The sequence below is a fragment of the Archangium sp. Cb G35 genome, assembly GCF_001896145.1.
GTDB lineage: Bacteria > Myxococcota > Myxococcia > Myxococcales > Myxococcaceae > Archangium > Archangium violaceum.
The window spans coordinates 393,241-405,542 of the sequence record NZ_MPOI01000005.1 but is presented as its reverse complement, the minus strand read 5'-3'; the positions used below and the strand labels follow the sequence as shown (position 1 = coordinate 405,542).

The window sequence follows — 12,302 nt, the reverse complement described above, 5'->3', positions numbered from 1 at the left end:
GTCACCACCAAGTGATGACCCTCCAAGAGGCGGGCATGTCTGTTATTCGCTCAAAGCTAGAACCTTGCACACGCTGCGACCCCTTCGGCACGGTCTTCCTGACACTGGTGGCGCTGGTGCTGCTGGAGGGGTGCGCCACAAGTCATCCACGCCAGAGCCTGCTGAGCGGATACAGCCACAACACGCCCGCCCCGACGTTCCACTCAGACTTGAGTTCCAAAACACCACGATTGGATTCGTCTCCTACGCGCACCGAGGAGGAAGGCAGTGGGGGCGGTTTCTTCGAACAGGAAACGGAGGCCTTCCAGTTAGTGCAGGAGTCCAGTGGACTTGAGGAAGAGTCCCAGCATCCGGTGGGCGCGGCGCTCTCCCCGGAACAGGCGCATCAGCTCTGGAACCGGTTGGCCAGGACACCAGTAACGCAGAGGAATCTCGCCCCGCGCCGGGTCCTCACCTGGCTGCTGGGCGAGGTGCTCGCGGGCGGCGAGCGCGTGGACTACGCGGAGGTGCTGAGGCGCACGGAACGATTCGAGCTCCTGGTGCTGGTACGTCCAGACGGTTACTTGGTGACCGCGCTCACCGGAGAGCCCCTCCAGCGCATGGGGCAGGTGACCCTGGAAGAGGGGGAATGGAAGGTGGGGCGGCTCGTCGTGGGCGCATTCTACTTCTCGCACGCGGGTGTCATCTACCCCGTGAACGACGCCCTGCGGCGCGCGGACACCCCGCCCTGGGCCGAGCTGGGCCTGGAGCGCGACTGGCTCAACACCGCCCTGGACGGAGCGCAGGACGCAATGGGCGAGATGGCCCTGGCGCTCGCCCAGTCCATCCTCCACCCCATCCGGAGCATGGAGGGTCTCGCCCAGCTCCCCACCACGGTGGCGCTCCTCATCGCCTCCTCCCCCGAGTATTTCGCGCGGTTTGGCGCCATGTCCTTGCAGGACCAGATACGCGAGGCAGCGCGGCTGTCCACGCACGTGGTCATGATGCTCGGGGGTGGAGCAGCCACGATGGGACGCATGGGCGGGTTGGGCGCGGAGTTGCCCGTGCTGTCGCTCACAGCAAGAGGCGAACTGGCCCTGAGCAGGGCGGTGGTGCCAGCGGGCACGGTCACGACCACGCTCGGTGCCGGACCAGGCTCCCTCTCCATCCTTCACATGGCAAGCAGCCGCCAGGGGAAGAGCGGCCCTGGCGGAGGCAAGGCAACCCCGCCGCAAGGGCCCGGCCGGTGGGCCCACAAGACGCCCACCACCAAATCCAAGGACGCCCTGGACTACCAGGAACAGGTGACAGGGCAGCCCGCATGGCGGGTGTACATGATTGGAGAGGTGGAGTTCGACGGCTTCACGGGCAAGGCGCTGCTTGAGGCCAAGGGCCCCAACTACAAGAACTTCTTCACCCCGGAAGGCACCCCCCGGCCCTGGTACATGCGTTCAGGGGGATTTGACGAGCTGATGGTCCAGGCCGAGAAACAGTCGAAGCTCGCCGAGCGGTTGAAGCTGCCGTTGATCTGGCACGTGGCGGATGCGGAGGTTGTGAAGATCCTCGGCAGACTCTTCGAAAAAGAAGGATGGAGCAACATCGACGTCCGCCATACACGACCAGCGCAGTGAGGAGCACACATGCAAGAGGACTACTATGTGGGGGCATACTGGGGCCCTCGAAAGGAGACGGCGCTGGAGTGCGCCCGGCGCGCGGAGCTGTACTTCCACATGCTGGCACGGTGCGATCCTTCCTTCGCCCAGTGGTATCGTAAGGGCCGTGGCTTCCCCCGCGAGTTGCCGGGCCACCCGCTCCATCCGGAGATGAATGAACTGGAGCGGTTGTTCCTTCAGGGGAGGCCGCGCACGGACCTCGGCAAGAACGTCATCGAGGATCTAGGCTTCCGCATCACCACGTGGAACACGAAGCAGAAGTTCACCCTCCTCTCGCTCTCGTGTGGGAAGTACTCGCCATGGGGTGGACCCAATACATGCCTGCTCGACCCGTCCTCGGATAGCACCGTGCGGGAGCGGTTGCTGCGCGCGCCCGTGCTCGCCGAGGTGCTCACCTCCATGGCCACCGCGTGGGAGCCCGACTACGCCATCGCCAGCTCGACGGAGATGGTGCGCCTCGTGGAGCAGGGAAGGCGTGAAGTCCGCGTCGGATGGCTGACGTACCTGTCTCGCCGCCTGGGTGCCCTGCCCCCCCTGCCCGCCCCCGTACATGTCTCACCGGTGGGCGCGCTCGGCTGGCTCCTCGTCCTCTCCCCGGAACCCATGACGGCCAACAATCCCGAGCACGTGGCCTTCACCCAGCGCATCCGCGAGCGGCTCGACCGCGCGGGCCTCATCGCAATCCCCGAGCCCCCCGACGCCGGATCCGACTCCGCCGACGAATGACCCGGCACGGGGGGGATGTACGACCAGCCCCCACCTGGAGCATCGCCGAGCTGGATGGCCTTGGTGCCGCCCCGAGACACCGCTTGGCACGTCGCGCGAGCGTCCGGCCCACCGGAGAGGTAAAGGAGGGGGGCCGTGCCGAGTCCACAACCCTCCGTCATCCTCAGCTTCCGGCGCACCTTCGCGCTGCTCATCGTCCTCGTGGTGCTGCCCTCCGCCGGGCTCTCCGGCTTCGGCGTGGTGGCCATCATCAACGAGCGCGCCGCCGTGGAGAAACGGCTGGAGGCCACCTGGCAGGGCACGCTCGAGGCCCTCATCGAGGACCTGCCCTCGGCGCTCCGGGCCTCGCGCTTCGAGCTCGTGGACGGCCAGCCCCGCGTGGTGGCCCCCGGTGGACGGCTCCTGTCCACCCCCGTCTCCTTCCGGGCGGAGGACAAGCAGGTGAGCTCCTCCGACGCGGAGCTCGCCGCCGCCCTGCAGGCCACCCCGTTCTCCGCCGGGGACTTCCCCGCCGGCACCTCGCACTTCTCCCTCATGGTGGGCGGCCGCGCCGCGCTCTTCTCCGCCGAGCGCCAGGGGGACGTGGTGCACGGCGTCCGGCTCTCCCAGGAGGCCCTCGAGGCCCTGCTCACCGAGCGCGCCGAGGAGCCGGTGACCTCCAACGAGCCCGTGCGCTTCGTCCTCCTCGCCCGCCAGGAGGCCACCGGCGAGGGCCTCATGGGCAAGCTCGCGCTGGAGGTGGCCCAGGCCCGCGCCAACGCGCTCGGGCCGCTGGTGCTCGCCGAGCAGGTGCTGCCCCCTCCCCTCCAGGACTTCCGGCTCGCCGTGGTGCCCACCGGAGAGGACCCCATCGCCCGCGCCTCCACCCGCAACCGCGTGGTGTACGTGGTGCTGCTCGGCCTCTTCTACGTCACCCTCACCTTCGGCGTCGTCTACACCGGCCGCGTCCTGTACCGCGAGGCCCGGCTCTCGCGCATGAAGACGGACTTCGTCTCCCTGGTGAGCCACGAGCTGCGCACCCCCATCACCTCCATCCGCATGTTCATCGAGACGCTCGCCCTGGGCCGCGTGAAGGACCCCGCGCAGACCCAGCAGGTGCTGCAGATGCTCACCCAGGAGACCGAGCGGCTGAGCACCCTCGTCGAGCGCGTGCTGGACTGGGCCCGCATCGAGAGCGGCCGCAAGGTGTACCACCCGGAGCTCCTCCCGGTGCCCACCGTGGTGGACGCCGCCGTGTCCGCCTTCCGCGCCCAGCGCCTGGAGAGCGAGCTGCAACTCTCCGTGGACCTGCCCGGGCAGCTCCCCCCGGTCCTCGTGGACAAGGAGGCCATCGCCGGTGCCCTGCTCAACCTGCTGCAGAATGCCTACAAGTACAGCAAGGAAGACAAGCGCATCACCCTCACCGCCCGCGCCCGCCGCAATTGGGTGGACCTCACCGTGGAGGACCACGGCGTGGGCATCGCGCCACGCGACCGGCGGCGCATCTTCGAGCGCTTCTATCGAGTAGACAATCTGCTCACCCGCAAGACGGAGGGCAGTGGGTTGGGACTGGCCATCGCCAAGCACATCGTGGAGGCTCACGGCGGGCACATCACCCTGAAGAGCGAACTGGGAAAGGGCAGCCGCTTCACCATCCAGCTCCCCGTGGGGAAGGCATGAGCGACAAGCCAACACGCATCCTGGTGGTGGAGGACGACCTGGCCATCCTCACCGGCCTGTCCATGAACCTCAACTTCGAGGGCTACGAGGTCCTCCAGGCCCAGGACGGCCGCCAGGGTCTGGCCCGCGCCCTCGACGAGTCGCCGGACCTCCTGGTGCTCGACGTCATGCTGCCCGAGCTCAACGGCTTCGAGGTGCTCAAGGAGCTGCGCCAGCGCGGCCGCGACATCCCCGTGGTGGTGCTCAGCGCCAAGGGCGCGGAGATGGATAAAATCCTCGGCCTCAACCTGGGCGCGGACGACTACGTGGTGAAGCCCTTCGGCCTCCAGGAGCTGCTCGCGCGCATCAAGGCCGTGCTGCGCCGCCGCTACCCCGTCCAGGGTCAACCGCTCACCACGGGCTTCGGCGACGTGCAGGTGGACCTGAGCGCCAAGACGGTCACCCGCGGCGGACAGCCCGTGGAATTCACCGCCCAGGAATTCAAGCTGCTGGCCTACTTCCTCGCGCACCCGGGGCGCACCTTCAGCCGCGAGGAGCTGCTCAGCGCCGCCTGGGGCTACGGCTACGAGGGCAGCGCCCGCACCGTGGACAACTTCATGCGCCAGCTCCGGCTCAAGCTGGAGCCGGACCCCGAGGCCCCCAAGCACTTCCTCACCGTGCGCGGGCTCGGCTACCGCTTCGAGCGCTGAGGCGCCCATGCTCCGCCGGCACTCCCTCATCCCGTGGCGGTCCTGGCTCGGTGCCCTGAGCCTGTGGGCCGCCTTCCCGGGAAGTGCCCGGGCGACGGAGACGGACCAGTACTTCGCCATCGACAAGCCGCCTCGCGACTCGCTGGAGGTCCTCAACGAGAAGATCAACCGGGACATCCTCGGCGCCCTGGCGCTCGTCAACCGGCGCGCGAGCTGGGACCAGTACTCCTGCCAGGACGTCGCCCACCGCGTCTACCAGCGCTTCCGCATCTCGGGCCTCCACAAAATCGAGCTCTGGGCGGAGAACTCCCCCCGCATCGACCGGGTGCCCACCAAAAAAGACCACCGGCGATTCGAGGCCCAATCCTCCATCTACCGCAACGCGCGCCTCTGGGACTGGGGCCTGTCCTTCGGCATCAAGGCGACCTTCACCGTCGCCGGTGTCCACATGGGCGCCGACAAGCTCTCCCACTTCTTCCAGACGGGATGGAAGTACCACCAGCGCTTCCGCGAGCTCATGAAGAAGGACGTCCCCGAGCGCGAGGCGCTCGAGCGGATCGTCCGCTACGGCGTGGAGACGGAGAGCGGCACCCTGGGCTCCGTGACGACGGGCGTCTTCTCGTTCGGAGATCTCGAGGCCAACTACCAGGGCTTCCTCTTCTACCGGAGCCTCTGCCGGGACGAGGATCCCCGGCTGCTGAAGACCCCCCAGGGATGGCGGCTGACGCGGCCCTTCGACTGGCGCGATTACGTCTCTCCCCAGTTCGATGAGACCGTCAACAACTCCGCGTTCGTCCCCATGCGCTGGGAAGAGGTCCGCGCCAACCTGCGGCGGGATTACTGCCCCCGGCTCGACAGCGAGACCTTCCTGGAGCACTACCGCTTCTACGCGCGCTACCCGCGGAAACCCGACGACTTCAACACCCGCTACGTCCGGGAGTTGCTCGCCCGGGGCGAGGTCCCTCGTCAGCAGGACTTCTCCATCTGGGCCGCCTGCGGCCGGAACCCGCCGGACCTCGCCCAGCTCGCGGCGGAGACGGGCGGAAGCTCCGGAGCCGGGCCGGAGAACGCGGCGACGGAGCCCTCCACGCCCGCGCCCCGGTACGAAGCCCCGGTTTTCGACGAGGCCATCCTCCGGCCGCTGTTGGAGCTCGGCGGCGGCGGATTCCGCAACGACGGCTCCGCGTGGAATGCCCTGCTCCGGACCCGCTTCCTGCTCCACGAGACCGTGGGGCCGGAGGATACGTGGGACGCCGTGCGGACCCCGGAGTACCTGCTCTGGGCCTCGCTCGACGGGCACATCGCCCTGGGCTCCACCCCGGAGGGTGTCACCGTCCCGTATGCCGACCTCCGCTTCACCCCCGTCCAACGCCGCTTCGAGCTGAACAACGCGGCCACCGGCGAGGAGCTCGCCATCGGGGTGGTCCTGCTCCCCTTGCGCCTCACGCGCTTCCTCGCGCTCGACCGGAGCCTCGGCGTCGACACCTCCGTCATCGGCGTCCGCGCCCGGCTCGGAAAGCGCTTCGGCGAGCGGCAGCGGGCGGGCGTGTTCGGAGCCGTGGCGCTGGACTCGCCCGGCTACAAGGCGGCGCTCCACCCGTCCGATGGGTACGCCTTCCAGGGCATGCATGCCGCCACCCTGGCGCTGGAGACCGGCGCGGAGCTGCAACTCGGAACGCAGCTCCGGCTCGGACTCGTCCTCGGTGGGAGCGCGAGCATTGGCCTCGGATGGGACCCTGGGGGCAGTGGCTTCTCCGCCCCCGCGGACCTCGGGGCCCATGCCGAGGCCCAGGTGGACGTGACGCGCTTCTCCCGCCTCTTCGTCCGTGGCCAACTCGAGGCCGTCCTCGAGCCCGGGCGGAACCGGATCCTGTCCACCCCCGTCCTCCTCGGCGGCGCCACCTTCAGGTACTGAGCCTCACCCCTCCACCACGCCGATGTGCCGCGTGTCCTCGGGATCGAACGGCTTGCCGTCGAAGCGGCCATACCGCTCGCGGGGCGTGAGCCCGCAGGCCTTCATCGCCGCGTCCAGCTCCTCGGCGGTGAAGGGCCTCAGCTTGAGACGGCGGATGCCGAGCGGCGCCCCGGGCTGCCGGCGCTCGCGCAGGTGGAAGGCGAACACCGGACGGCGCGGCTCGAGCCCGGCACCGGGCTCCTCGTCCTCGCGGAGCGAAGTGGGCTCGGGCGGCGGGTTGAGCACGTCGTAGACGAAGATGCCCTCCGGCTCCAGGTGGTGGCGCACCGTGGACAGGAAGGCCTCCAGGTCCTCCTGCGAGCCCATCATCCCCAGGGCATGTTGGGGAGCGAGCACCACGGGGAAGCGCTCGGGCAGGCGCAGCGAGCGCGGGTCGGCGTGGAGGAAGCGCACGCGGGCGGCCACCTCGGGCGGCTCCGAGCTCCGGAGCTCCTCGGCGGCCTGCACCATGCGCTCGGACGGGTCCACCCCGAGCACGGACAGGCCCGCCCCGGCCAGCGCCCAGGCCACACGCCCGTTGGCCGCGCCCAGCACCAGCACGGGGCCCCCATGCTCGGCCGCCTGGCGCGTGTAGAAGGGAATGTCGGGTTCCTGCCCGACGAGGGAGAGCGGCGTGCGGCCACGCGTGTCGTTTCCGGCCATCTGCTCCGGACTAGCACGGTTGGAGGCGCAGCGGGGTCAGGACCCTGCCATTCCTGGGCATCGGCGTACCCAGGGGCTGTCCGGGAGCCGACGCAAGGGCCCGTCTCCGGGACGGACCGGGCTGGCACCCGGCTTGCGATAGCTCGGGACGAGGGTACCGCGTGGGTACCCGGATTCCTCGCAACGGGTGGACAGCGACATGAAGGGCGGATGGCGGTGGGCGACGGCGCTCGTCGTGACGGGCGCGATGTGGACGGGCTGCACGCAGACGACAAGCGGACATGACGAGTCCGAGCGGAACAACCCCGGACTGGACTCGCCCCGGGATGAGGGGGACGGCGTGACGCCCACCCCGGACCCGGACCCGGTGACCCCGGATCCGGTGACGCCAGATCCAGGCCCGGTGACGCCAGGTCCGGACCCGGTGACGCCCGATCCAGGCCCGGTGACGCCCGGCCCGGGGCCGGTGACTCCACCGCCGCCTCCACCCGAGGAGGCCATCCAGTTCACCTCTCCCCCGGGCTGGCGGTTCTACGGCACCCAGCACGGCGGACCCCGGCGCGTCTACGGCGTCGCCGCGGACGAGGGCGGCAACGTCTGGGTCGCCGGCGGCGAGGACGGCCTCTTCCTGCTCCGTCCGGGCGCCGACAAGCTCCAGCGCTACACCATGGCGGACGGGCTGCGCCCCTATGGCTTCATGCCGGACGGCAGCGCGCCCCCGGGCGAGAAGTACCTGAAGGTCATCTCCGTGGCGGGCGGCCCCGCGGGCACCGTCTTCGTGGGCTACGAGGGCAGGCCCGGCACGGGCTCGAACCACTGCGAGAGCAACTGGGACGGCCCCAGCCCGGACCCCTCCCGCTACAAGAGCGGTGACGCGGACAAGGTGACGCTGCGCGCGGATGGCACGCTCGAGGTCGTCCACTACGACATCTTCTCCGGCCCCGGCGTGGTGCGCGACGAGCTGCGCGGCCGCGAGAAGATCTGCAACATCCTCCGCATCGCCTACGACAAGAACTCGAACAGCGTCTGGTTCGGCGGCAACCACGGCTTCTCCCGTGGCGACGCGCGCTACACGGGCAACAACACCTGCAACGGCCAGCTCTCCTGCTCGGGCGTCATGGAGCACGTGCACCCGCACATCAACGCCTTGAACGAGCAGGGCAACGTCGTCCTCCTCACCGACGCCTACTACGGCGTGGCCGTCCACCCCAGCGGGGACGTCTTCTTCGGCGGCTCCAACCGCTCCACCCGCTTCCGGTACGGCTCCAACAGCCACAATTACTGGCGCGCCCAGAGCATGAGCGAGGACCAGCCCTACGCCTGGAACCGCTTCGACCTCTGGCCGGACAAGGTGGGCGAGCCGAACCTCTCCCGGCCCGCCGACCGCGTGGATGACCACGTGTCCGGCATGTCCGTGGCCGGCGATGACACCGTCTGGGTCAGCTCCTTCACCAAGGGGCTCGCGCGGATGAACGCCGAGGGCGGTGACGTCCGTTACCTCGACGTCGGGGTGCCGCACCTGTCCACCGTGGCCGTGGACTCCACCGACGGCAGCGTGTGGACCGGCGCCCGCTGGCTCGGCGCCGTCTTCCGCGTGAAGGACGGCAAGGTGCACACCTACGGCTGCACCGACTTCGGACGGCGGCTGTGCATGAGCACCGTCGCCGACATCCAGGTGGACCGCGGCAACGGGCGCCGCATCCTCGTCGGCTTCAAGGGCAGCGACGAGAACCGCGTCCCCGGCGCCATCGGCATCTACTCGGGGAACTGACGCTCTGGATGGGAGCACGGGTCCCCTCCGTCCTCACGGAGGGGAACCCGGTGTCTCCGGCACCCTCACCCCGACCCTCTCCCGGTGGGAGAGGGGAAGTGGCTCAGGCGCAGGTGAACGACCAGCGGCAGTTGTTGGAGATGCACTCCCGGTCGCTCCCGCACACCGCCCCGCGCGACTTCTTGTTCTGGCACTTGCCCGAGTTCGTTCCCCAACCGCAATACTGGTTGCTCGCGCAGTGGGAATCGCTGTCGCACAGGCACGAGCCCGTGGGGTTGATGTAGCAGTCCGCGCTGCACCGGTCCGTCGTGCACTCCTTGTCCGACTTGCAGGTCTGCCCATACGCCTTGGACCGCGGCGTGAAGCACCACCCCACCGCGTCCGCGCAGCCGCCGCACGCCCCCGACAGGCACTGCCCATCCCGGCTGCACGAGGCCCAGTTGCCCTTCTTCGCAACGCAGTCGTTGTCCCCCGGGTTGGCCGGAATCTCGTTCTGGCAGTAGCTCGTCGCGCCGCAGTCCCCGTCGTCATTGCACACGCAGCGCCCATCGAACGTCGAGCACAGCACCGAGGTGCACTGGTCGCTGATGCACTCCGCATCGAAGCGGCAGCCCTCGTTCAGCGTCTTCGAGTCCGGCGCGTACGCCATGCCACACACCGTGGGGTAACGCGCCTCACGCACGGACTTGTCCTCGTAGGGGGCAATGCCCGTCGTGTCGATGTCCGAGGCCGGGTCCGCCATGCCCGCGCGCGGCCCGCTCGCCCGCTCCCACATCAGCAGGAACGTCTCCGACGAGCCCGACAGCCCCGCCGTGTTCGCCCCCAGCCGCCCCAGGTCCCTCAACAGGTCCGGCAGCAGGCCCACGTGCGCCAGGCCCTTCTCGTCGAAGTCCGTGCCCAACCGCCCCGGCCAGGACACCTCCTGCTGGTGCGCCTGATCATCCGCCTCGGCCTGGAAGCCGGCCGAGCACGCCCCGTGCGGCCCGAAACGCGGCCGCGTCTGCTGGATGAAGCCGTTGAAGTCCGCGCCGAACGCCATGGGCACCTTCAATCCCTGGCGGCCATACTCGTACGCCTGCGCCACCGAGCGGCTCGAGCCCTGGCAGTTGTTGGCGATGCCGGACTTCGTGTACGCGCGCGTTTCGTCATGCGCCGTGCGCAGACCGAACATGCCGCCCGTCTGCCGCACGTAGCGCACCGCCCACGACGGCGTCGTCTTCTCGTCCTCCGCCAGCTTCGGGTTCATCACCTCGCGGAAGTGGCCGTGCGAGATGTAGAGCGGGTAGTAGTTGTTCGCCTGGGCGATGGCGTAGGCGTCCTGGGTGCTCTTCTCGGACAGGTGCGCCATGTCCACGAGCATCCCCTTGTTCATCATCGCCTGCACCAGCGCCTTGCCGTCCGCCGTCAGGCCCTTGGTGTTGCGGCAGTTGCCCGCCGCGTCCCGGGCCACGTCGAAGCCGAGCGTGAACGAGCCCGTCGTCACACCGCAGTCGAAGTCGATGTGGCAGTTCTCGATGAACTGGGCCGCCTGGAAGATGGCGTTGTGCAGCGCCGCGCCACCGAAGCGGTTGTCCAACTGGTGCACCGGCTGGATGGAGCGCACCCCGAGCGCGTGGAAGCGGTCCAGCTCGCTGCGCCAGTCCCTGGTGCCGAAGAGCTTGCTCGTCTCGATGGAGAGCACCATCGCCAGCTTGCCGGCGCCGATGATCTGCCGGGCATGCGCGGGCGACAGGGCGATCTCCGCCCAGTCCGTGCGCGCGTCGAAGTCGCGGGCCATCTGCAACTGCACCTCGACGTCCGCCATCTCGTCGCACGGGCGCTCGAGGTTCTGGTACGGCAGGGCGCTGCACAGGAAGCCATTGCTCACCAGCGACACCACCACCAGCGACATGCCGCCCTGGTGCGCCTGCCGCAGCCAGCCCTCCCAGGACTGCTGGTGGGCGATGGTGTCCCAACGGGGCCACTCGGAGCCCACCTCGCGCCGGCCCAGGTGCAGGCCCGTGTCTCCCTCCGTGCCCTCGATCTTCCCGATGAACTCCGAGCCCACCGCGCCCGCGATGCCGAAGAACTGCGAGAGAATCGGGACCCCGCGCAGGTCCACGCTGCCCGAGTTGGGGCACAGGTTGAGCAGCTCGCTCAGGTCCATGCGCACGCGGGCATGGTCGCTCTCCGGAGCTCCGCCATCACAGCGCGTCAGCGCGCCGGTGTGGCCGCCGTGGAACCAGCCGCCAGCGAAGGCCTGCTCGGCGAACATGTGGTGGTGCAGCTCCGCGAAGCCGCTCACCGCCCGCTGCTGGTTCGTCCCCAGCTGGGGCGCCTCGGGTTCCGGCTGCACGGGGCTGCAACCCTGGGTCAGCACGAGCGCCAACGCCATGACGAGCACTGCTCTGCAATGGGAGGGGGATTTCATGAAAGAACCTCCTTTTCAGGAGGTTCACTGATACCGCCCGTGAACCTGGAAATGAAGAGAGGGGGTCAAAAAATCCGCCCCGGTTTGTTTCTCTAGAGAGTCCGTGCAGGGGTTTGCCTTCAGCTAGAGAGCAGGAGAGGCCCCTCCGGGCACGGTCTCGTCAAACTTGTCCAACAGTTGGACAAGTTCGTGAAGAGCGCGCCCGGGAGGTGGCTGAACTCAAGGAGACTCATCCGCATGAACGCCGAGCAATTCTGGAAGCTCATCGAGTCATCCCGGAGCGGGTTCGACCCAGACCGGATTGACGGGAACATGGAGCGGCAACGAGAGGAGCTCAGGCGCCTGCTGCTGCAGTTGCCACCCGAGGAGATCCTGGACTTCCGTAACCATTTCCTGGAACGGATGGCCACGGCATATCACTGGGACCTGTGGGGGGCCGCCTACCTCATCGCGGGCGGTTGCTCGGATGATGGCTTCGCGGACTTCCGAAGCTGGTTGATTTCCATGGGCCGCGGCGTCTTCGAGGCCGCGATGTCGGACGCGGAATCACTCGTCGAGGCCGCCGATGCGCCTGGAGTCGAGGACGTCTTCTTCGAGGAGTTCCAGTATGTGCCAGCTGAAGTCTACGAGGAGCTGACAGGGCAGGAGCTCCCCGAGTACGCAGGACCGTCTCCCGAGGAGCCCGCTGGAGAGCGTTGGAACGAGGACGAGGGGAACCTCCAGCGGAGGTTCCCCAGGCTCTGGGCGAGATACGGCCGGGGATGACCCGGCGCCCCCT

The 12,302-nt window shown here is 68.8% G+C and carries 9 protein-coding genes; 7 read left to right on the top strand and 2 right to left on the bottom strand.

Features of this window, described 5'->3' with window-relative positions; genetic code table 11:
* The first annotated feature begins 230 nt into the window (after nucleotides 1-230).
* The 5 genes from BO221_RS17960 to BO221_RS17940 all read left to right on the top strand — a co-directional run bounded on the left by BO221_RS17960 (nucleotide 231) and on the right by BO221_RS17940 (nucleotide 6,641).
* Nucleotides 231-1,610 carry a Tox-REase-5 domain-containing protein gene (locus tag BO221_RS17960; RefSeq protein ID WP_233166097.1) on the top strand — a complete coding sequence of 460 codons (1,380 nt, stop codon included), beginning with the start codon at nucleotides 231-233 and terminating at the stop codon, nucleotides 1,608-1,610.
* A gap of 9 nt (nucleotides 1,611-1,619) precedes the next feature.
* A complete protein-coding gene (locus tag BO221_RS17955) occupies nucleotides 1,620-2,378 on the top strand; it encodes an Imm52 family immunity protein (protein WP_073561673.1) in 759 nt (252 codons plus the stop codon).
* A gap of 135 nt (nucleotides 2,379-2,513) precedes the next feature.
* Complete coding sequence (locus BO221_RS17950) at nucleotides 2,514-4,037, top strand: cell wall metabolism sensor histidine kinase WalK (RefSeq protein ID WP_073561672.1); 1,524 nt, start codon at nucleotides 2,514-2,516, stop codon at nucleotides 4,035-4,037.
* Nucleotides 4,034-4,726 (top strand): response regulator transcription factor, encoded by a 693-nt coding sequence (locus BO221_RS17945; RefSeq protein ID WP_073561671.1) that lies wholly within the window; start codon nucleotides 4,034-4,036, stop codon nucleotides 4,724-4,726. The genes BO221_RS17950 and BO221_RS17945 overlap by 4 nt, the downstream gene beginning before the upstream one ends.
* A gap of 7 nt (nucleotides 4,727-4,733) precedes the next feature.
* Nucleotides 4,734-6,641 (top strand): hypothetical protein, encoded by a 1,908-nt coding sequence (locus tag BO221_RS17940; protein WP_073561670.1) that lies wholly within the window; start codon nucleotides 4,734-4,736, stop codon nucleotides 6,639-6,641.
* Between the two features lie 3 nt (nucleotides 6,642-6,644).
* On the opposite strand, the gene BO221_RS17935 is transcribed toward BO221_RS17940, so the two are convergent.
* Nucleotides 6,645-7,343, bottom strand: a complete 699-nt coding sequence (locus BO221_RS17935; protein ID WP_073561669.1) for a bifunctional 2-polyprenyl-6-hydroxyphenol methylase/3-demethylubiquinol 3-O-methyltransferase UbiG — start codon at nucleotides 7,341-7,343, stop codon at nucleotides 6,645-6,647.
* 199 nt (nucleotides 7,344-7,542) lie between these two features.
* Here BO221_RS17935 and BO221_RS17930 point away from each other — a divergent pair, with 199 nt between their 5' ends.
* Complete coding sequence (locus BO221_RS17930) at nucleotides 7,543-9,114, top strand: hypothetical protein (protein WP_073561865.1); 1,572 nt, start codon at nucleotides 7,543-7,545, stop codon at nucleotides 9,112-9,114.
* Between the two features lie 103 nt (nucleotides 9,115-9,217).
* Here BO221_RS17930 and BO221_RS17925 read toward each other — a convergent pair whose 3' ends face one another.
* On the bottom strand, nucleotides 9,218-11,488 hold the full coding sequence (locus BO221_RS17925) for a membrane dipeptidase (RefSeq protein WP_369865162.1): 2,271 nt from the start codon (nucleotides 11,486-11,488) through the stop codon (nucleotides 9,218-9,220).
* Nucleotides 11,489-11,761: 273 nt separating this feature from the next.
* On the opposite strand from BO221_RS17925, the gene BO221_RS17920 reads away from it, so the two are divergent.
* Nucleotides 11,762-12,289, top strand: coding sequence for a DUF4240 domain-containing protein (locus BO221_RS17920; RefSeq protein ID WP_073561667.1), 528 nt, complete (start codon nucleotides 11,762-11,764; stop codon nucleotides 12,287-12,289).
* Nucleotides 12,290-12,302: the final 13 nt, after the last annotated feature.

What these genes read in the sequence shown, in the direction of transcription:
- BO221_RS17955 (WP_073561673.1), top strand. Translation starts at nt 1,620, where the DNA reads ATGCAAGAGGACTACTATGTGGGGGCATACTGGGGCCCTCGAAAGGAG.
- BO221_RS17945 (WP_073561671.1), top strand. Translation starts at nt 4,034, where the DNA reads ATGAGCGACAAGCCAACACGCATCCTGGTGGTGGAGGACGACCTGGCC.
- BO221_RS17940 (WP_073561670.1), top strand. Translation starts at nt 4,734, where the DNA reads ATGCTCCGCCGGCACTCCCTCATCCCGTGGCGGTCCTGGCTCGGTGCC.
- BO221_RS17935 (WP_073561669.1), bottom strand. Translation starts at nt 7,343, where the DNA reads ATGGCCGGAAACGACACGCGTGGCCGCACGCCGCTCTCCCTCGTCGGG.
- BO221_RS17930 (WP_073561865.1), top strand. Translation starts at nt 7,543, where the DNA reads ATGAAGGGCGGATGGCGGTGGGCGACGGCGCTCGTCGTGACGGGCGCG.
- BO221_RS17925 (WP_369865162.1), bottom strand. Translation starts at nt 11,488, where the DNA reads ATGGCGTTGGCGCTCGTGCTGACCCAGGGTTGCAGCCCCGTGCAGCCG.
- BO221_RS17920 (WP_073561667.1), top strand. Translation starts at nt 11,762, where the DNA reads ATGAACGCCGAGCAATTCTGGAAGCTCATCGAGTCATCCCGGAGCGGG.